At 56.1% G+C, this 18,054-nt stretch carries 20 protein-coding genes and 1 tRNA gene; 10 read left to right on the forward strand and 11 right to left on the reverse strand.

Annotation, left to right across the window (positions count from 1 at the left end; all coding sequences use genetic code 11):
- Nucleotides 1–82: 82 nt before the first annotated feature.
- Nucleotides 83–925, forward strand: a complete 843-nt coding sequence (locus QQF73_RS09365) for a putative RNA methyltransferase (protein WP_285368004.1) — start codon at nucleotides 83–85, stop codon at nucleotides 923–925.
- A gap of 15 nt (nucleotides 926–940) precedes the next feature.
- On the opposite strand, the gene QQF73_RS09370 is transcribed toward QQF73_RS09365, so the two are convergent.
- Both QQF73_RS09370 and QQF73_RS09375 read right to left on the reverse strand, forming a co-directional pair.
- Nucleotides 941–1,420 (reverse strand): hypothetical protein, encoded by a 480-nt coding sequence (locus tag QQF73_RS09370; RefSeq protein ID WP_219865728.1) that lies wholly within the window; start codon nucleotides 1,418–1,420, stop codon nucleotides 941–943.
- Between the two features lie 12 nt (nucleotides 1,421–1,432).
- Complete coding sequence (locus QQF73_RS09375) at nucleotides 1,433–1,762, reverse strand: hypothetical protein (RefSeq protein WP_219865727.1); 330 nt, start codon at nucleotides 1,760–1,762, stop codon at nucleotides 1,433–1,435.
- 207 nt (nucleotides 1,763–1,969) lie between these two features.
- Here QQF73_RS09375 and QQF73_RS09380 point away from each other — a divergent pair, with 207 nt between their 5' ends.
- The gene (locus tag QQF73_RS09380) at nucleotides 1,970–2,386 is read left to right on the forward strand and encodes a hypothetical protein (RefSeq protein ID WP_219865726.1); all 417 of its coding nucleotides are present in this window, start codon (nucleotides 1,970–1,972) and stop codon (nucleotides 2,384–2,386) included.
- Nucleotides 2,387–2,421: 35 nt separating this feature from the next.
- Complete coding sequence (locus tag QQF73_RS09385) at nucleotides 2,422–3,660, forward strand: saccharopine dehydrogenase family protein (RefSeq protein WP_285368006.1); 1,239 nt, start codon at nucleotides 2,422–2,424, stop codon at nucleotides 3,658–3,660.
- A gap of 9 nt (nucleotides 3,661–3,669) precedes the next feature.
- Here QQF73_RS09385 and cydC read toward each other — a convergent pair whose 3' ends face one another.
- Genes cydC through QQF73_RS09405 form a run of 4 tightly spaced genes read right to left on the reverse strand, consistent with a single transcriptional unit; the run spans nucleotide 3,670 to nucleotide 9,450 of the window.
- Nucleotides 3,670–5,286: a thiol reductant ABC exporter subunit CydC gene (gene cydC / locus QQF73_RS09390; protein WP_285368007.1), complete on the reverse strand. Its 1,617-nt coding sequence runs from the start codon at nucleotides 5,284–5,286 to the stop codon at nucleotides 3,670–3,672.
- Nucleotides 5,279–7,012, reverse strand: coding sequence for a thiol reductant ABC exporter subunit CydD (gene cydD / locus QQF73_RS09395; RefSeq protein ID WP_285368008.1), 1,734 nt, complete (start codon nucleotides 7,010–7,012; stop codon nucleotides 5,279–5,281). The genes cydC and cydD overlap by 8 nt, the downstream gene beginning before the upstream one ends.
- Complete coding sequence (cydB, locus tag QQF73_RS09400; RefSeq protein WP_285368009.1) at nucleotides 7,013–8,014, reverse strand: cytochrome d ubiquinol oxidase subunit II; 1,002 nt, start codon at nucleotides 8,012–8,014, stop codon at nucleotides 7,013–7,015.
- A gap of 2 nt (nucleotides 8,015–8,016) precedes the next feature.
- On the reverse strand, nucleotides 8,017–9,450 hold the full coding sequence (locus QQF73_RS09405; RefSeq protein WP_285368010.1) for a cytochrome ubiquinol oxidase subunit I: 1,434 nt from the start codon (nucleotides 9,448–9,450) through the stop codon (nucleotides 8,017–8,019).
- Between the two features lie 184 nt (nucleotides 9,451–9,634).
- On the opposite strand from QQF73_RS09405, the gene QQF73_RS09410 reads away from it, so the two are divergent.
- The 7 genes from QQF73_RS09410 to QQF73_RS09440 all read left to right on the forward strand — a co-directional run bounded on the left by QQF73_RS09410 (nucleotide 9,635) and on the right by QQF73_RS09440 (nucleotide 14,054).
- Entirely contained in the window at nucleotides 9,635–10,264 is a 630-nt protein-coding gene (locus QQF73_RS09410; protein WP_219865720.1) for a class I SAM-dependent methyltransferase, read from the forward strand.
- A gap of 79 nt (nucleotides 10,265–10,343) precedes the next feature.
- Nucleotides 10,344–10,430: transfer RNA gene (locus QQF73_RS09415), tRNA-Leu, on the forward strand.
- A 247-nt stretch (nucleotides 10,431–10,677) separates the two neighbouring features.
- Complete coding sequence (locus QQF73_RS09420) at nucleotides 10,678–11,241, forward strand: hypothetical protein (protein WP_285368011.1); 564 nt, start codon at nucleotides 10,678–10,680, stop codon at nucleotides 11,239–11,241.
- Between the two features lie 380 nt (nucleotides 11,242–11,621).
- A complete protein-coding gene (locus tag QQF73_RS09425) occupies nucleotides 11,622–12,527 on the forward strand; it encodes a homocysteine S-methyltransferase family protein (RefSeq protein ID WP_285368012.1) in 906 nt (301 codons plus the stop codon).
- Nucleotides 12,528–12,672: 145 nt separating this feature from the next.
- On the forward strand, nucleotides 12,673–13,089 hold the full coding sequence (locus QQF73_RS09430; protein ID WP_285368014.1) for an MAPEG family protein: 417 nt from the start codon (nucleotides 12,673–12,675) through the stop codon (nucleotides 13,087–13,089).
- 87 nt (nucleotides 13,090–13,176) lie between these two features.
- Nucleotides 13,177–13,671, forward strand: coding sequence for a gamma-glutamylcyclotransferase family protein (locus tag QQF73_RS09435; protein WP_285368015.1), 495 nt, complete (start codon nucleotides 13,177–13,179; stop codon nucleotides 13,669–13,671).
- Between the two features lie 77 nt (nucleotides 13,672–13,748).
- A complete protein-coding gene (locus QQF73_RS09440) occupies nucleotides 13,749–14,054 on the forward strand; it encodes an NIPSNAP family protein (RefSeq protein WP_219865951.1) in 306 nt (101 codons plus the stop codon).
- 205 nt (nucleotides 14,055–14,259) lie between these two features.
- Here QQF73_RS09440 and QQF73_RS09445 read toward each other — a convergent pair whose 3' ends face one another.
- The 5 genes from QQF73_RS09445 to QQF73_RS09465 form a co-directional block, all read right to left on the reverse strand.
- On the reverse strand, nucleotides 14,260–14,736 hold the full coding sequence (locus QQF73_RS09445) for a CBS domain-containing protein (RefSeq protein ID WP_219865715.1): 477 nt from the start codon (nucleotides 14,734–14,736) through the stop codon (nucleotides 14,260–14,262).
- A gap of 101 nt (nucleotides 14,737–14,837) precedes the next feature.
- On the reverse strand, nucleotides 14,838–15,719 hold the full coding sequence (locus QQF73_RS09450) for a DMT family transporter (RefSeq protein ID WP_219865714.1): 882 nt from the start codon (nucleotides 15,717–15,719) through the stop codon (nucleotides 14,838–14,840).
- 4 nt (nucleotides 15,720–15,723) lie between these two features.
- The gene (locus tag QQF73_RS09455) at nucleotides 15,724–17,187 is read right to left on the reverse strand and encodes a patatin-like phospholipase family protein (protein WP_285368016.1); all 1,464 of its coding nucleotides are present in this window, start codon (nucleotides 17,185–17,187) and stop codon (nucleotides 15,724–15,726) included.
- A 13-nt stretch (nucleotides 17,188–17,200) separates the two neighbouring features.
- Entirely contained in the window at nucleotides 17,201–17,752 is a 552-nt protein-coding gene (locus tag QQF73_RS09460; RefSeq protein ID WP_285368017.1) for a nucleoside 2-deoxyribosyltransferase, read from the reverse strand.
- Complete coding sequence (locus QQF73_RS09465; protein WP_219865711.1) at nucleotides 17,749–17,892, reverse strand: hypothetical protein; 144 nt, start codon at nucleotides 17,890–17,892, stop codon at nucleotides 17,749–17,751. The genes QQF73_RS09460 and QQF73_RS09465 overlap by 4 nt, the downstream gene beginning before the upstream one ends.
- Nucleotides 17,893–18,054: the final 162 nt, after the last annotated feature.

Genomic DNA, 18,054 nt, shown 5'->3' on the forward strand with positions numbered 1-18,054 from the left:
CCTCCGGGTGCCTTTTTTGTTGCCTGCTCATAAAATAGCCCATGCCCTTAACCAACCACAGTAGCCACTCGGATGCCTCGTCATGACCGTCTCTCCCTTTGAAGCACTGGCTTGCCCTCTGGATGGACAGCCCTTATTGCGAGCCGACAGGAGTTGGCGTTGCGAAAGCGGGCACAGCTTCGACATTGCCCGGCACGGCTATGTCCATCTGTTGCCTGTGCAGAAAAAACGCTCCCTGGATCCCGGCGACAGTAAGGAGATGGTGGCGGCACGCCAACGGTTTCTCAACGCGGGTTACTACGAGCGGATATCCGATGCGGTTAACGTCGGAGCGGCTGATGTGGTCCAGGGACACGCCACTGCGTCGTTTCTCGATGCCGGGTGTGGTGAGGGCTATTATGCACGGCGACTCGCAAATACCTTGGAGGGGAGCCAGGATGTTGCAGGCCTGGGGCTCGACATCTCGAAATGGGCAGTCCTGGCCGCCGCAAAACAGGATAAGCGGTTCAGGTGGGTGGTGGGCAGTAACGCCAATCTGCCGGTGTTGTCGAACGAATTGGATGGTGTGTTGTGTCTTTTTGGTTTTCCGGTGTACGGCGAATTCCGCCGGGTTCTGAAACCGGGTGGTCAGATCCTCCAGATCGATGCGGGCCCGGAGCACCTGAAGGAACTTCGGGAGATAATCTATCCGGAACTGAAATCCGATCGGCCTGACAGGGAGGCTGTCCCGGAGGGTTTCCATCTGGTTGGTAGTGAAAACGTGAAATACAGCCTTACTCTGGGCAGCCAGGACGTCATTTCGGATTTGCTGGCAATGACCCCGCATCTATACCGCGCCGGCGCTGAAGGGCTTGAGAAGGCCGCGGCACTGACGACTTTGACCGTCACCGTGGATGCTGTGCTCAGACGATTCCAGAAGACCTGACTCCCGTTCGCTTGCCTAACCTGATTTGTCCGGTGCCCGGTTGCGCCCGGGCTTGCGCGAAACGATCCGTTTTTCGGCTTTTCCGATAATCAGGGTATCGGCGAGGATGTGCAGGGCCTTGTTGGTGGTCCGAACCGTCTTATAAAGGGTCTCACTGGTTTGATCGTGTGTCTGCCTCGCTTTCCGGGTACTTTCACGAAACTCGGCATCCTCAGAGAACAGGTCAATCAGACCAAAGGTCGTGTTGGATATTGCCTTGTGAACCTTTTCCACGGCGCTGGCCCCGCCTGACACGGTGTCCTCCAGCAGCTTTGCGCGGTTTCGCACCTCAAGCAGATCCATCCGGCTTTTCTGGATCGCACTGTGGGCGGCAATCCGATGGGAGTTAAGTACTCTCAGGTGCCGCCGGGCCACCTGCAGTTGCCGGAATGTAAAGCCCATTGCTGCCGCAGACACAAGTAACAGGGCAGGGCATATCAAAAGGTAAGGGGTCATGTGGCAGGTCTCCTACCGATACTCGATGTGCATCTCGACATCGATTTCACGTTCGGCCAGTTCGGACTCCAGCTCTTTCATCACTTCCTGATACACCATTTTCCGGACCATCACCGGAAGCCGGTCTGCCAGTACCCGGGCTGACCGCGATTCCCGTTTGGCAATGGCAATCGGATCGAGCACCCGAAGCGTAAGAACAAACTCCGGGTCTTGATCCGGGTTCTCAATGTTGTCGGTTTCCATCATGCGGGCGATCAATTTCCGCTGTTCCAGCACCTGCCAACACAGAAAACCGCTGAAAGTGGCGAGAACCAGGCTTACTATCACCAGGACTGTGGTCAATTCGAATCTCCGTGGGTCGTTAAACTCGTTTTTCGCAGTTTGCCTGACAAACCATGACAATCGATTGGCCCTGACGACGTGATCTCGAAAGTCTGTGGTGAAATTGGAACCTGCCCTCAAAACAGCCAACAAGATTTGCAGTGTGCGTGACTGCTATGCAGAATCAAGGGGTTAAGACCTACGATTGTCCCACTTAAGGAAATTATTATGGTCTGGTTCAAGGCGTTTATCGCCGGTTTTCTTGCAACCCTGGTATTCCACCAGGGAATGTTCATGCTTTTTTATCTGGGCGGCGTGGTGCCGATGGCACCTTTCAACCTGACTCCTGTTCCACCGCTTGGGGTTCCGTCCGTCCTTTCACTGGCATTTTTCGGCGGCCTGTGGGGCCTTGTGCTCTGGTTGATACTTGGCCGTCTGGCCGGCAGCAAATTCTGGCTGGGGCACGTCCTGGTGGGTGCCATCGGCCCTACCGCAGTGGCAATGCTCGTGGTGTTCCCGCTCAAGGGCCTCGATGTTTCAGCGCAAACCTGGATTGGCGGCCTGATCCTTAATGGATTTTGGGGCCTTGGCGTGGCGACCTTCCTGCGCCTGATGGGGGCCCGCGCACCGCGCGCCGCCGCTTGATCACATAAATTATTATATCGAACTAAGGATGAGCAATGACTAAATCAGCCGCGACTTATGATCTGGTTGTGTTTGGAGCGACCAGTTTTGTCGGTCAGATTCTTACCCGGTATTTGCTCGACACCTACGGATTGGGTAAGTCCGTGAACTGGGCGATCGCCGGTCGCTCAGAAACCAAGCTGAATACCCTGAAAGAGGAATTGGGGAAAGACGCAAAAGAACTTCCGGTTATCCTGGCCGATGCCTCGGACGAGCGCGCCCTGCAGGCGATGTGTGGTCAGACCCGGGTGATCATTTCCACAGTGGGCCCCTACGCGCTGTATGGCGAGCCCCTTGTGCAGGCCTGCGTTCGCACCGGCACGGATTACTGCGATCTGACCGGTGAGGTACAGTGGATCCGGAAGATGGTCGACCGTTACGAGGATGAGGCCAAGGCCTCCGGCGCGCGGATTGTCCACAGCTGTGGTTTCGACTCCATCCCGTCTGACATGGGCGTCTGGTTCCTGCAGGAGAAAGCGGAGCAAACCTTTGGCGCGCCCTGTCGCGATGTTCGCATGCGAGTTAAGGTTGCCAAGGGCGAATTCTCCGGTGGCACCGTGGCATCGCTGATGAACGCTGTTAAGGAAGCGGCAGCCGATTCCAAGCTTCGCAAAGAGCTGGCAAACCCGTTCTCCATCTGTCCTCCGGAACACCGCTCCAAGACTCGTCAACCGAGCCTGAAGGGCGCCGAATACGACAAGACCTTCGACGTCTGGTTGGCGCCGTTTGTTATGGGCGCGATCAATACCCGGATCGTTCACCGTTCTAACGCCCTGCAGAACGCCCGTTACGGTAAGGAATTTACCTATGATGAGGCAATGATGGCTGGGCGTGGTATAAAAGGCCGTTTGGCGGCCTACGGTATTACCGGTGGCCTGGGCGCTTTCTTAACGGCTTCGGCCCTGAAACCTACGCGCTGGTTGGTTGAGAAATTCGTGCCGAAGCCCGGTGAGGGCCCCAGCCCGGCGGCCCAGAAAGCCGGATTCTATGACCTCCGGTTTGTCGGGCGCACCGAGGACGGCAAAACCATTATCACCAAGGTGACGGGCGATCGCGATCCGGGGTACGGCTCCACCGGCAAAATGCTCGGGGAAGCCGGAATGTGCCTGGCATTCGATGTGCCGGCCGAGAAGGAAGGGGGCTTCTGGACCTCATCGTCCCTGCTGGACGGCAGCCTCATGGAGCGGCTTACCAGCAAGGCCGGACTGACCTTCGATGTGCTGGAAACCCGTTAGGAAGCAGTCTCAGTAAGTCAAATGGATCATGCGGTCGGTGCCCGGAAGGGCGTCGGCCCCGTGAGCCAGAGCAATCACCGTTTTTCCCTCCAGCCATTGCTCCAGCCTCTGACAGATCCGCTTCCTGGTCGCCGCATCCACTCCCGTGAAGGGTTCGTCAAGGATGATCAAAGGCGCCGGACTCAGCAACACTCTGGCTAATGCAACGCGCCGGGCCTCGCCCCCGGAAAGCCGACTGCCTGCGCTACCCAGCCAGGTGTCCAGCTTGTCCGCTTCCGATCCAAACCGTTCTGCCATCTCAACCAGCTCCAGGATCTGCCACAGCTCGGCATCACTGGCTTGAGGGTGTGCCAGAAGCAAGTTCGCTCTGAGGGTATCCTCGAACAGAACGGTGGTTTGGGTGAGGTACGCAAGCGGAACGTGGCTAACAGAGCCGTGATAAGCGGGCATCAGGCCAGACAGAGCATTCGCCAGGGAAGATTTACCGCTGCCGGAATGGCCGACCACACCCAGGTGCTCCCCCTCACTGACGGTTAAATTGAAATGCATGAAAATCGGGGCCGAATCGATGTGGCGGATACTCAGATCCGATGCAATCAGGGCCGTTCCAGCAGGCAAGTCCGTTTCGGCGGCCGTTCCGTCCCACTTCGGCGCGTCTGACTCGCGATTCAATCGCTTAGCCGAGCTTTCCGTGGCTCCCAGTTTGCCGAAGGCCTCCGGCAGTGCTGCATACACCTCTGCCAGCCCCAGCAGGGCAATGGGCAGAAGGACCAGAACCGGTCCCGAAATCAGGCCCGCCTCGAACAGCGAAAATCCGACCCAGAGCGTAAAGACGGCCGCCAGATTGATAAGAAGATGACTGCTCGCCAAATGCCAGCCGACACGCCGGTCGGCTTTCGCCTGTTCGGAACTGAGCTGCTGGGCCTGCCGCATCAACCAGGCCGCGTGCTTTCCGGTGCGCCCGGCCGCGGTGAGTTCGGCAAAACCCTCCAGATGCTCGATGACTGCTATACGCAGGCGCTCCTCCCGCTCGCTTTGCCGGCTAGAAATCCGCCGTGTGCGCAGGAAAACAGCCAGCGTGGCGAGCAGAAGCGCCGAGGACAGGAACACCGCAAGCCAGAGAGCTACGGTGCCGTTGAACCAGACGCCGGCCAGAACCACCATGAGCAGAACCACCAGGGCGGCGAGAGCCGTTGGTGCAATCAACCGTAGGTACAGGGTGTCCAGCGTATCCACATCCCGGGTCAGCCGCGACAACCATTGGGCCCCGGAGAGCCCGGATCGATGAACGGGGGTAGTGGTTGCCAGCCGCCGGAACAGATAGACCCGGATGTCGGTCAGCAGGCGAAGGACGGTGTTGTGGTTGTATACCCGTTCCACATAACGGCCGATCGTGCGGGACAGCGCGAAGAACCGGATCCCGCCGCCCGGCGTGTAGAGATTGATGGTAGCCTGGGCGCCGGTCGCCAGGGCGAGGCCGACCAATGCCGTTTCAGTAATGAACCAGCCCGACAGGGCGAGCAGGCCGATTCCGGACGCCAGTGTGATCAATATCAGGCCGCCGCCCACGGTAAGTCGAACGGGGCGCTGGAAAATCAGGCGAAGCCAGGGCGCAAGTTCACGCATCGTGTACCTCACCCTCCGTAACCAGCAACATCCGGTTGGCCAGGGTAAGCAGGGCCTGGTGATGTGTTGAGAAGATCAGCGTTTTCCCCGCCCGGGCCAGTTTGTGCAGCGCTTCCAGCACGTAGACTTCGCTGTCGGTGTCCAGCCCGGCGGTAGGTTCATCGAGCAGAATCAGGTCATAGTCCGCCACGAAAATTCGGGCCAGGCTGAGCCGCCGAGCCTGACCGCCCGACAGGCCCTGTCCGTCCTCGGACACATAGCTGTATATGCCTTGTTCCCGACTGTCGAGAAGGGGCCGCAGGCCGACGTTTTTAAGGGCGGTCTCGATGGCTATGTCCGAGGCCTGCGGACTGGTCAGCCGCAAGTTGTCTGCCCAGGTGCCGTTCACCAGAAACCCGGTCTGACCCAGCCACCCGAAACTGTCAGCGCCTGGGGCCTGGCCCAGCACACTCACTGCACCTTCGTTCGGTTCGACAAAACCGGCCAGCAAATGGAGCAGGGTGCTTTTCCCGCCGCCCGAGGGCCCGGTCAGGGCAACGCAGGAGCTTTTTTCGAAGGTCAGCGACAGGTTCCGGAAGACCGGATGGCCGCGCCGGTATTCCACGGTAACAGACTGGAGTTCTATCCGATCGCCGGGGCCTGCAGCCTGGTTCGTAACACGTTTGGGGTGATCGCCCTGAAAGCGCGGCCCCAGTTTGTCCATCCGCTCTAGGATTTCTGCGCCGGCGCCCAGGGCTGCGGCGCGATCGTGATAATGCTGGGACAGTGTGCGAAGTGGCTGGAAGAATTCCGGCGCCAGCAAGAGAATCAGAAGGCCCGAAAACAGGGTGAGCTGGTCGGACGGACCGTAGGTAATGTAGCCCAGCAAGCCGAAACCGATGTAGATGGCGATGACGGCAATCGCCATCGACGCAAAGAATTCCAGCACGGCAGATGAGAGAAAGGCCACCCGAAGCGTCTTCATGGTGATGCGCCGGTAGTGATCGGAGCGCGATTGAATCAGGAGCGAAGCGGCTTCGGTCTGGCCAAACAACTGCAGGGTGCTCAGGCCTCTGACCTTGTCCAGGAATTGCCCTGAAAGCCGGCTGATAGCCTGGAAGTTTTGCTGATTGAGTTTCGCCGCGCCCATGCCCACCAGGGCCATGAACAGCGGTATCAAAGGCGCAGACAACAACAGGAAAATGCCTGCCAGCCAATCAAGAGTGAACACCAGCACCAGAATGATCAGCGGTATGATCAGGGACAGCACCATCTGGGGCAGAAACCGGGCGAAATAGCCGTGGAGGGCTTCGACATGATCCAGCCACTCCCGGGAAAGCTCTCCGGCTGAGGCGTGACTGATGGCCACAGGCCCGGCGGCCTGCCATTGGCGATTGATATGGCGGCGGGCATCCTGCCGGACATCTTCACTGCATCGCGCTGCCATGTGGGTTTGCAGGCCCTGAGACACCGCCCGGACGACAATCGCCAGAAGCACCAGAATAAAGGGCAGTGTCAGGTCGGTAACCGGTACTTTTTCCACCACGCCCCGATGGACAAGGGTGGCCAGAAAATACATCTGCAAAACAGTCGCCAGCCCTGAGACAACGCCAGCCGCGACCGTGGCACGAATCCATTGCCGATTGCCCCTGGCGAGGCTGGCCAGCCAGCGTTTTACCTCACGCTGATTCGGGGCTGAAGATTGCTCCCCAGCCCCGTCAGACTGTCGATCGGCTGTTTCTGCCACTTAATGGTAGCCCTCACCTGCACGAACCTTGCCGCGGAAAACCCAGTATGTCCATGCGGTATAGACCAGCACGATCGGGATTACAAACAGCAGGCCCAGCAGCAGGAAAAGCTGGCTTTCGTAGGCAGAGGCGGCGTCCCAAAGCGTGTATTCCGGCGGAACGACATAGGGCCAGCGACTCGCCACGAGCCCCAGGTAGGTGGTGATGAACAGCCCCATGGTGGCCACGAAGGGCATGCCTTCATAGCGGTTTCGTACCGAACGGAAGATCTGCAAGGCACACAGCAGGGTCAGTACCGGCAGGATCCAGATCACACTGAGATTGCTGAACCACCGCTCCCGGACCATGTCGTCCACAAACGGCGTCCAGACACTGATAATGCCGAACACCACGAGCACTCCGGCCAGCAGGGGCAGGGTAATCCGGTAGGCCCAGGCCTGCAGGCGGCCTTCGGTTTTCAGAATCAGCCAGGTTGAGCCCAGTAGGGCGTATCCGGCGAGCATACCGAGTCCGGTCAGGACCGTGAACGGCGTCAGCCAGTCCAGGGCGTTGCCAACGTAGACCCCATTGGCGGTTTCGAAGCCCTGAATGTAGCTTCCCACCACGGCGCCCTGGGCAAAGGCGGCAACCGTCGAACCACCCGCGAACGCCAAGTTCCAGAGATACCGTGACGTTCTGGCCTTGAAGCGGAACTCGAAGGCGACCCCCCGGAAAATCAGGCCGGCGAGCAGCAGGAACACGCCAATGTACAGCGCGGGGAGGAGTATGGAGTAAACCAACGGGAAAGCAGCCAGCAGGCCGGCCCCGCCAAGTACCAGCCAGGTTTCATTACCGTCCCACACCGGCGCCACCGAGTTCATCATGGTGTCCCGGGATTCCTCGTTCGGCGCAAACGGAAAGAGGATCCCGACGCCCAAGTCGAATCCGTCCATCAACACGTACATGATGACGCCGAAGCCGATGATGAATGCCCATATCAGGGGCAGATCGAACAGTTCCATAATCAGTGACCTCCCTGGTTGATGGGTTTGCCTGTCTGGTCGTCCCCGTCAATCTCGAACGGTACGTGGGCGGCCGAGAATGGCCGTTTCGGGCGTTCCGCTTCGTGCTCCCAATCATCGGGGCGGTCTTCGAGCCCCACATAGAGCACCCGCATCAGGTAATAGAGCCCTGCGGTAAACACCAGGCCATAAACCACGATGTAGCCGATCAGGGTAAACAGAGCCATTGGGCCGGTCAGCGACGGTGTGACCGATTCCGCCTGGGTCATCACGCCGTAAACCAGCCAGGGCGCGCGGCCAATCTCTGTAACAAACCAACCACTGAGGACTGCGAGGAAAGGCGCAATGCTCATGAACCTGAGTCCCTGGAGGAACCAGGTATTGCGCCAGTAACGATCGCCGGCGCGGAGAATCAGGCCGGTCACCGCGAACGCAATCATCAGCAGGCCCAGGCCCACCATCAGCCGAAATGACCAGAACACGATGGCAACGGGCGGCTGCTCCGCCGCCGGTACCTCGTTCAGGCCGGGCACCTCGCCATCCCACTCGTGGGTCAGAATCATGCTAGCCAGACCGGGAATGCCGATTTCGTAAAGGTTGCTCTGACTGTCCTGATCCGGAATGGCGAACAGCAGCAGCGGGACGTTTCGGGAGGTCTCCCAGTTGCCTTCCATCGCCGCGACTTTGGTGGGCTGATGTTCCAGGGTATTCAGACCGTGTAAATCACCAACCACGGCCTGGGTCGGAGCAATGAACAGCAGCAGCCACAGGCACATGGAGAGGGCTTTGCGGTTGGCCTCCACTTCGCGACCTCGCAGCAGATACCAGGCGCTGACCCCGGCCACCACGAATCCACCGGTCAGGAATGAGGCGAGGGCCATGTGCATGAACCGGTAAGGAAAGGAAGGATTGAAGATCGCTTCGCTCCAGGAGGTCACATGGAATACCCCCTCCCGCAGCTCGAAACCGGCCGGGGTGTGCATCCAGCTGTTCGCGGACAGAATCCAGAACGAGGAAATGAAAGTGCCCGTGGCCACCATAACGGCGGCGAACAGGTGAAGCCCGGCCGGCACCTTGTCCCGCCCGAAGAGCAGAACCCCGAGGAATGCCGCCTCGAGGAAAAACGCCGTGACCACCTCATAACTGAGAATCGGCCCGAGAAAATTGGCCGATGCCTGGGCGAAATTGCTCCAGTTGGTGCCGAACTGGAAGGACATTACGATGCCGGATACCACGCCCATGCCGAAAACCACGGCGAAGACCTTGGTCCAGAATGCCGACAGCTTCACCCAGACCGGGTTCTCGGTTTTGAAGGCCAGGCCTTCAAGCACCGCAATGTAGGAAGCCAGGCCAATGGTGAAGACCGGAAAAATGGCGTGAAAAGACACTACAAAGGCGAACTGTATTCGCGAAAGGATGAGAGGATCTAGTTCCATGGGAACCCTCCGGTAACTCATGCATCACAATAAACGGGGAACAGCAGTCCCGTTCGGCCGCTGCCTGGGCGCATGTTGTATGTTGTTATTACCGGCAGATAGCTGCCATGCTACTAAAAACATGGACAAATCAGGTAGGGCAGATTGTCGCACCCCCTGACAAATGACAATAATGGTGGACGAAATGAGCTTTTACGAAGAACGCATACTTCCCCACCTGATTGACTGGGTCTGCTCGAATGGCCAGGTGATGAAACTCCGGAGCCAGGTGGTCCCCAAGGCGAGAGGCGTTGTCCTGGAAGTAGGTATGGGCTCTGGTATAAACCTTGAGTTCTATAACCCGGAAACAGTCGAGCTCGTATACGGCCTGGAACCCTCGGAAGGCATGCGTCGCAAAGCCCAGGCAAACCTCTCGCGCTCATCCGTAGAAGTGGAATGGCTGGACCTGCCCGGCGAGAAAATCCCCCTTGCCGATCACAGCGTGGATACCGTGTTACTGACCTTCACCCTCTGCACCATTCCTGACTGGAGCGCTGCGCTCCAGCAAATGAAGCGGGTGCTGAAACCGGAAGGTGAGTTGCTGTTCCTCGAACACGGCGAATCACCGGATCCCGGAACTCGCACATGGCAGAATCGCGTAACACCGACCTGGAAGAAAGTCGCCGGAGGCTGCCATCTCAACCGGCCGATTTCGGAGTTGATTCAGACAGCGGGATTCGAGGTAACGGATCTTGAAAACCTTTACATTCCCAAGACCCCCAAAATTGCGGGTTATGTCTACAAGGGCAGGGCCGTCAAGCCAGCGGGCGCATGAACCTGCGCGCCGCTGGAATCCGAATTGCGTTACCGAACCTGCCCTTATACAATTCTGCCCGTCCAAACCTCCCTCCGATGCTCCGGTGGTGAAATTGGTAGACACAAGAGACTTAAAATCTCTCGACCTCACGGTCGTGCCGGTTCGATTCCGGCCCGGAGCACCAATCCCAAATATTCTAATCATAAACATCGCGATTAACGCGCCAGGTTAGTAGCCGAGCCGTCTGACTATCGTTGCTGTTCGCATGGTTCGCGCCTGTAAAATGATTACATTGCCCTTCAATTATGGTTGGGATAACGTGTTGTTTTAAAACAATAGATATGGCTGCGTGTTAAATGACATTGTGTAATCATGAAGCCGTCGTATTTTTGCAATAACGAAACGCGCTATCTAACCAGTGCTAGCTCACAATGAACCGAGTGTTTATATTTTTGGCAATAGCAATTTTCACCGGCTGTGCGTCGACAACGGTGCCACGCAATGATTCGGGTTTTGTCGAAGTGGCTAACCTAAAAGCTTTTGAAGGATGCTACAAAAACTGCAGCAACACTTCGGATGGCTCAGCGTTGGCTTGTCTCAGCGATATCGTATGGCCGAAGGTGTTTGGGATAGAAAACAAGCCTGAAGCAGTTTTCATCAAGCAAGAAGACAACAATAGATTAATCGTTTCTGCAATCTCGAATGGAATGATTCTAAAAAAATCTGCCTTCGAGGCGGGGAGAGATTTTGAGTTCGAAAACGGTCGTATCGAATTGGACCGCGAATATATAGCTTCTGGGGCCCGTGAGCCCGGAAATGTTTTCATTGGAGTCGGGACAGGTAAAACGGTTCTAGGTCTCGACGCGCATGGGCAAGGTCGTGTCAGTCAATCAGTTTCTTTTGCAGGCACTGGATTTCTCATAATCCCAATCGCTGGGGCGGCGACGGACGTTAGCAAGATTGAGAGGTCAGAGGGGCTTTGCAATTCAAGTTAAAGCAATCTGCCTTTGTCGAAGAAGCCTAGTACGAAGAAGTCGGGGAAGAACTCATGGCAAGCACAGGGTTCGGGATCGGCATTGTTATTTCATGTTGGTGGGCATATAGCCTCTACATGGGCGGGTCAGATTGTGGTCCCAGTGGTACGAGCCTCGGTTTGATCATTGCACCGATCTGCGCGACTTTGGGCAATAAAGCGGCAGCAAGTATCCCTTTGCTAGTTGGCGTCATCTGCTCCTACCTATTCGTGAGTTCGGTACGTGAAAAGCTATAACAAGGCCATTACGGTTGTTCCTTGCCGTTCGCCCTCCAGCGGACGCCCTTATGAGGGTGCCGCTAAACACAAGCGTTAATTGACCAAACTCCCTGAGAATGTCAGATGAAAGAGCTCCTAGAAAACCATCATTTTATCCTCGCCGAGGCTGCTGTTGTTGAAAGGCTCCGTCGTAGCAAAAGGATTGAGCTGGACAGAAGTTTAGTTCACACCCCATTGATCTATAGTCACGAGGGTAGAGCAGAACTACGGAGCTTATACCGTGAATATCTGGGCATCGCCGACGCGAATAACCTTCCTATATTCCTTTTTACGCCTACTTGGCGGGCAAACAAGGAGCGAGTGCAAACATCAAATCAGCGACATACCATTAACGTTGATGCCGCGCATTTCCTCAAAGAACTAGTTGTCGACGAATCCAAGAAAGTGCCCGTTAAAATCGGCGGTGTGATTGGCTGTAAAAACGATTGCTATTTACCTGAGGAGGGATTGTCACTGAATGAAGCAAGCGAGTTCCATAAATGGCAGATCGATCAGCTAGCAAGCGCAGGAGTTGATTTTCTGATTGCAGTCACGTTGCCTTCCGTAGAGGAGGCAGCTGGAATCTCTCTAGCAATGGAAGCCACGGGATTACCTTACATCATAAGTTTCGTGATTGGTTCCGATGGCAACATCCTGGATGGAACGGAAGTTCAGAAAGCTATTGAATATGTGGATTCTAAGACTACGAATAATCCGCTTGGCTATTTTATTAACTGTTCCTACCCATCATTTTTGAATCCAACGACACTCTCTGAACAAGCATTTGAAAGGCTAATTGGTATACAGGCAAACGCATCTTCCCTGAGCCATGACGAGCTTGAGGCTTCAAAAGAACTTAAATCTGAATCCGTTGAGGAATGGGGTAGCCTCATGGTTCAGTTGAACAGAGTTTTTGGATTGAAAATACTTGGTGGTTGTTGTGGTACAGATGGTAAGCATCTCGAATATTTGACAGAGAATATCAGCTAAACCAAAGAGAAGATCGAATGCCACGAGCGGTGCACTTTGAAGTCTTTCTTTAACAAGTCAGGCCAACGGACGCGCGGGACGCGCCGCTGCCTTCAGCGTTAAGCTAAGAACATAAAATTCAACGGATAGTGGCAGGACTAAAGGGATGAGCTCACCAACAATAATTACATTAGTCGGATTCATAGCGTGGAGTTTGCTTTTGCTCGTGCTCATGGAGTCTATTCGATCGAAGATGGTACTTACCAAAGAGATCGCTCCGAACGAGTTTAACCCTCAGAACTCCAATTTATCACCGTTTATGCAACGGTTGGCTCGCGCCCATGCCAACTGCGTTGAAGGTCTTCCGATATTTGGGGGCATCATGATTGCGGCGATCATCACTTCAAACGCCAATGTAACCGATCAGCTGGCATATATTTTCCTGGCCGCGAGAATAGCTCAGTCTTTGCTTCACCTTGCATCATTAAGTCCGGTTGCAGTAACGATGAGGTTTGGTGCTTTTGCCGTGCAAATGGGTATCGGAGTGTATTGGTGCTACAAATTGCTAGAGGTGTTGGTTTAATCAGCTGCAGTATAACCAGTCGGATCGCGAGACAAATGCCTGCGGCATTCGCCCGTTTTGAAGCGTTGGCTGTAAGGGGATGAATCATTGAAATACTTTTCATACGGTTCGAATATGTCCATCAAGAGAATTTCGGCAAGAGTTCCCTCTGCCGTATTCGATACCGTCGCTATCCTTAATGGGCATAATCTAAAATTTCGAAAGATTTCGAGAAGAGATACCTCGGCGAAATGCGATATCGCGGAGTCGTCCAACGAGACTGATATTGTCTGGGGAGTTGTTTTTGAGATTGATCATAGTGGAAAAGCTGCCCTGGATAGAGTTGAGGGACTTGGATATGGGTACGAACAGAAACAGGTTGAGTTGGTCGGAACGGATGGGGCGACATTTAGCGCATTTACGTACTACGCCACGGATATCGACGAGAACTTGAAACCGTATACGTGGTATGTGGAACACGTATTACGTGGCGCTAGAGAGAACGATCTTCCAGCTGGATACATAGCTTTCATCGAAGAGGTTGGATCGATACAGGATCCGGATCGGGATCGCCACGAACAAGAGTTATCAATTTACCGCTAGCAAACGCATTCAGACGGGCTCAGCAAAGCTGGGCCGCTGATGCGAGGCGTTACAAGGCCAACTGAATGGGAGTTCAAGTGGTTACCTGTTATCTGAGATACGTCATAGATCCCTATAAAGCCGTTGAGTTTGAGCACTACTCCAAGATGTGGATACCTCTGGTTCAGAAATTCGGTGGTCAGCATCATGGATATTTTTTGCCATCCGAGGGAGCCAACAATATCGCCATCGCATTATTCACTTTCGAGTCGCTGGCCGCTTACGAGCAGTATCGTGAGGCGTCATTTAAAGATGCAGATTGCCAAGCGGCTTTCCAGTATGCAGAAAAGACTCGTTGCGTATTTAGCTGCGAGCGCAGCTTCATGAGGCCGGTGTTTGAGTGAGCTTGTAATAAGGGTATCAGGATCGTTCCGGCCCGATGGGCCTCAAATGCCGAAGGTTAGCCGCCGTTGGTAGAGGTTGTCGTGATGTCGAGAAACAGCCCGGAAACCAGGCGGCGGTGAATAACCCGAGCCCTTGGCGTGTCTCCATCGTCCACCCCTGAACGTTTGGGAGGGCGATGGAGTTCACTTTCAGGCCTCTGTCTGTTCACGCTGCGGCTTGAGGCAGGTTGGGTCGACAGATCTGACGGACAGTGCCAAGGAATTCTTCCGAGGAGAATTCATCCGTCCCCATTGCCTTGCCGGTTCTGGCCGTGTGCTCTGCAATGTCCTTAACGCCGACCATTCCTACGACTTCCCGTTGTTCGTTCACAATGGGCACGCGTCGTATCTGCGCTTCGCTCATCATTTTCAGAACGTCATGAATGTCGTCCTCCGGGTGACAGAAGTGACAGGTCTTTCCTTCAACCAGTTCCGAGGCCGCAATGTCCCATAGCGGCTTGTGTTTAAGCGCTGCCGCAATGGCGATATCCCGGTCCGTGATCACGCCAACCAGCTTTTTCTCCCGGTCGATGACAGGCACGATTCCCAGATCATCGTTCCACATTTCGGTGGCGACCTGTTCCAGAGAACTCTCCATGTCGCAGCACAGAATGTTTTTGTGCATGATGTTTTTAATGGACATGATCGTCCCTCCCGATTACCCATGAGTCCTTCGCTAAACCGCGTCCCTGAGCAGACTTTGACCTGCAACGTCCTCTGGTGTTTCCGGGTTTTTAAGTTTATTTACTCCTGAGCCTGGAGCCTCGCAAGCCGGTACCGCCTCACTTCAATCCATCCGTGGGTAAGAAGGGCCGAGAACACAATCACGCCACCAATGAGACTGAGGGGTGTCGGAACTTCCCCCAGGAACAGCCAGACCAGAAATGCACCGATCACCGTCTCAAGCAAGAGCATCATGCTGACCTCAGCCGCCGGAATGTAGCGCGGGCCAATCTGGATCATCGTCGCCGCAACCGGCAGGAACACCAGGCAGAGCAGGGCGATGAACAGGCTATCCCGAAGAGAGGGAATTTCTACACCACCTGCCAATGCGGCTGCGCCAGCCAGCATCAGGGCGCCGAACATCAGCATGACACTCATGTCGGCGTCCGGCTTTGATCGGGCAACGTTCAGGTTGGACGCCAGCGCGGTTGCCGCGATAAATGCCATCAGAATACCAAGGGGTTCGCCCCGGCCCCATTCCCCGATGGCCATGATGGTGGCGCCGGTGACACACACGATGATGATGGCCCAGGTTCTCAGCGGCAGGGTTTCCTTCCAGACCAGCCAGGCAATCAGGGCAGCGATAACCGGTGCGGTATTGAGGATCACCAATACGTTTCCGGCGGCGGTATTTTTCATGCCGACTACAAAGCCCAGTGTGCTCATGGCAAAGGCGGCGGCGCAGAATAATCCTTTCCAGCCACACTTGCGCATTTCCGCGGCAAGGCCGGATCGGTAGCGAACGCTGTTGATCACGAGGAAACTGAACGCCAGCAAGATGCCCCGCCAGAACAGGAAAACCACCGGTTCCACGGAGGTGATTTTTACCAGCAGGGCATCCGGCGTGATGAACATGACGCCGATCGCTGCAATGCTCAGTCCCTTGATTCGGGTTGTTTCCAAGCGATTACTCCGGCCGGTTCTGGTTGCGGATGGCGGCCTCAAGCCGGGCAATGCAATCCGAGAAGGTTCGGCTGATTCTGGTCTGGTCTCGAATCATGGCCATGCGCGGCCAGGTTGCCTGTTCGCCAAGGCGGATGAACATGTCCAGGTCAGCCCGGCTGGGGTTCGATAACAGTTTTCGGTACAGCAAGGGGCGGAATGGGAAGTGGACGTTGATGTCCCCCAGGTAGGTTTGTGTGGTCATCGCGTGGGCCTGCTCCAGAAGCGGACGAACAACCGATGACGGCGCTGAGTTGCGGCTGAGTTTGAGCGCCGTTGCGACCTGTGCATGCGCCATGGAAGCGGCAGCCTGTTTCAGTGTGGCTTTAGGCCCGCGTTCATGGTGATGGGTAATAAAGGGCAGCACATGGGGGTTGGCCTGGCTCACGATGGTTCGGTTCACGTTGTGCAGGCGCGCCATACGCATCAGCGGCAAGTCCCCGTGTACGCTGCCGTCAATCCAGCGCTCGGTTGGCATGTAGGGCTTGGAGCCCTCAGAACCCTTCTCGAAGTCCCGCGCTTGCAGGGTGACCGGGGGATAGATCGCCGGCACCGCGCAGGAGGCCAGAATGGCTGAGTCCACCAGGACTTCGGGCGAACTCAGGCTGTTCAGCAGCCTCGGTTTTTGTCGGGTGCGGGTGGGCGATACCGAGATGTTCAGGGTGCGCCCACTGTGGGCCTCTGCCTCTTTGAAGCTGATACTGCCGATGTTGGTCCGGATGTGTTCCAGCAAGTGGGAGGGATCCATGGCGTGCTTTCTACGCCAGATACGCTCCGGCTCAAGCCATCGGAAGGCGTTCAGGTGAATCTCGTCAGGTTCGGTGAAAAAGGATTCAAGCTCGCGCTTGTTTCGGGTGCAGACGGCGCCGGCTACGATTGCGCCCATGCTGGACCCGGCGATCACATCAGGGAGCAGCCCGACCTCCCAGAGCGCCCGGGTAACACCAATATGGTAGATCCCGAAAGCCGCGCCACCGCTCAGCATCAGGGCCGGCCGGCCGTACACCCGTTCGGCATCCCTGAACAGTCGGAGCTTCTGTTCCATCGACACGCCGGGCATGTCGTGGTCACAGACGAAATTCATTGACCGTTCCACTTCGTCGAGGAACTCGGTGACCAGAACTTTGGTACCGGTCCGGGCGACTGCGTAGAGGTCCGGGTTGGCGATCTCGCCCAGGTGACGGTAAACGCTTTCCTGGAGCACACGGGTCAATCCCCGTGTGTCACCGCGCTTTCGGCAGCGGATCATTGCGGCGATGTGATCCCTGAGCAGCTTTTCGTGCAGCAGTTCACAGCCGGCCTCCTCTCGCCAGGCCAGTGTGCCGTCCAGCTCATCAAGCTTTTCGGCGGTGGCGTACCATTGGCGGTAGGAATCCGCTTCGCCGAGTTGCTTCTTTAGCTGCCGGCGTTGGGTTTTTCTGTCGCTCATAAGGTTTTTCGCTTTACGGGTGCCGCTGGATGAGGGCGCGTACGCACCGCTCAAATACGTCCTCATCATAGAAAGGGTGTGAGGCCGCGCCCTGTCCGCGGATGATTTCGCCCCCGGCCTCCACGATACCGCATTCGATCATCAGGTTATCGCTGAACTCGAAATTCTCCACGGTGTGGCCAAGGTTGTCGGTGTCGGAAGAGCCCGCCCGATCGAAATAATTTCTCGGATCCATCGTGTATCCGACCGCAGCCTTGTCCTTGGCGATCATGTAGCCGACTTCGAAGACGGTACCGGGATCGGCGCTGAGGCCACGAAATGGGCTGAGGTTGGCAATGATGGCCTGGCAGCTGTCCATGAGCTCGCGGTTGGCTCGGTATATCCGGAAGCCAAGGCTCCGTTTTGATTCGCTGCCTGGACCTTCCAGTTCGGTGTCCAGCGGGTCTACGCCCTCCAGGCCGCAGGCAGCCAGCAGGCGCTTTTTGCTGGCGACAATGCACCTGTGCTCGCGCTCTGGAAAAAATACCTCAGGCCCCGCCAGGTATACGCGTTGTGGTTTGGTCAAGGACTATCCTGTTTTGGAAGTGGTTCAATACGGTTGATATCGCCGGTTGGCGGTTCGGGTTCGTCTTCCATGATCACCAGTATTCCACCCACAATGATAGCAATGGCGACCAAAGCCCGAAGGATCGTCGATTTGGACATGCCTCGCTCCTTTGTCAAACTGAAACCTGGTACTTACCTGTGGGGCCAGAGTGTCAATCACAACCCCTACGGTAAATTCCTGAGCGTTCTACAAAAGTCTCTTCGACAGCAATACGTACGTGGTTAATACTGAAACATTCAGTGATGTGTAATTCCAGAGCC

It is taken from the genome of Marinobacter albus (assembly GCF_030238305.1).
In the GTDB taxonomy this organism is placed as follows: domain Bacteria; phylum Pseudomonadota; class Gammaproteobacteria; order Pseudomonadales; family Oleiphilaceae; genus Marinobacter; species Marinobacter albus.

What these genes read in the sequence shown, in the direction of transcription:
- QQF73_RS09365 (WP_285368004.1), top strand. Translation starts at nt 83, where the DNA reads ATGACCGTCTCTCCCTTTGAAGCACTGGCTTGCCCTCTGGATGGACAG.
- QQF73_RS09370 (WP_219865728.1), bottom strand. Translation starts at nt 1,420, where the DNA reads ATGACCCCTTACCTTTTGATATGCCCTGCCCTGTTACTTGTGTCTGCG.
- QQF73_RS09380 (WP_219865726.1), top strand. Translation starts at nt 1,970, where the DNA reads ATGGTCTGGTTCAAGGCGTTTATCGCCGGTTTTCTTGCAACCCTGGTA.
- QQF73_RS09385 (WP_285368006.1), top strand. Translation starts at nt 2,422, where the DNA reads ATGACTAAATCAGCCGCGACTTATGATCTGGTTGTGTTTGGAGCGACC.
- cydC (WP_285368007.1), bottom strand. Translation starts at nt 5,286, where the DNA reads ATGCGTGAACTTGCGCCCTGGCTTCGCCTGATTTTCCAGCGCCCCGTT.
- cydB (WP_285368009.1), bottom strand. Translation starts at nt 8,014, where the DNA reads ATGGAACTGTTCGATCTGCCCCTGATATGGGCATTCATCATCGGCTTC.
- QQF73_RS09405 (WP_285368010.1), bottom strand. Translation starts at nt 9,450, where the DNA reads ATGGAACTAGATCCTCTCATCCTTTCGCGAATACAGTTCGCCTTTGTA.
- QQF73_RS09410 (WP_219865720.1), top strand. Translation starts at nt 9,635, where the DNA reads ATGAGCTTTTACGAAGAACGCATACTTCCCCACCTGATTGACTGGGTC.
- QQF73_RS09420 (WP_285368011.1), top strand. Translation starts at nt 10,678, where the DNA reads ATGAACCGAGTGTTTATATTTTTGGCAATAGCAATTTTCACCGGCTGT.
- QQF73_RS09425 (WP_285368012.1), top strand. Translation starts at nt 11,622, where the DNA reads ATGAAAGAGCTCCTAGAAAACCATCATTTTATCCTCGCCGAGGCTGCT.
- QQF73_RS09430 (WP_285368014.1), top strand. Translation starts at nt 12,673, where the DNA reads ATGAGCTCACCAACAATAATTACATTAGTCGGATTCATAGCGTGGAGT.
- QQF73_RS09445 (WP_219865715.1), bottom strand. Translation starts at nt 14,736, where the DNA reads ATGTCCATTAAAAACATCATGCACAAAAACATTCTGTGCTGCGACATG.
- QQF73_RS09455 (WP_285368016.1), bottom strand. Translation starts at nt 17,187, where the DNA reads ATGAGCGACAGAAAAACCCAACGCCGGCAGCTAAAGAAGCAACTCGGC.
- QQF73_RS09465 (WP_219865711.1), bottom strand. Translation starts at nt 17,892, where the DNA reads ATGTCCAAATCGACGATCCTTCGGGCTTTGGTCGCCATTGCTATCATT.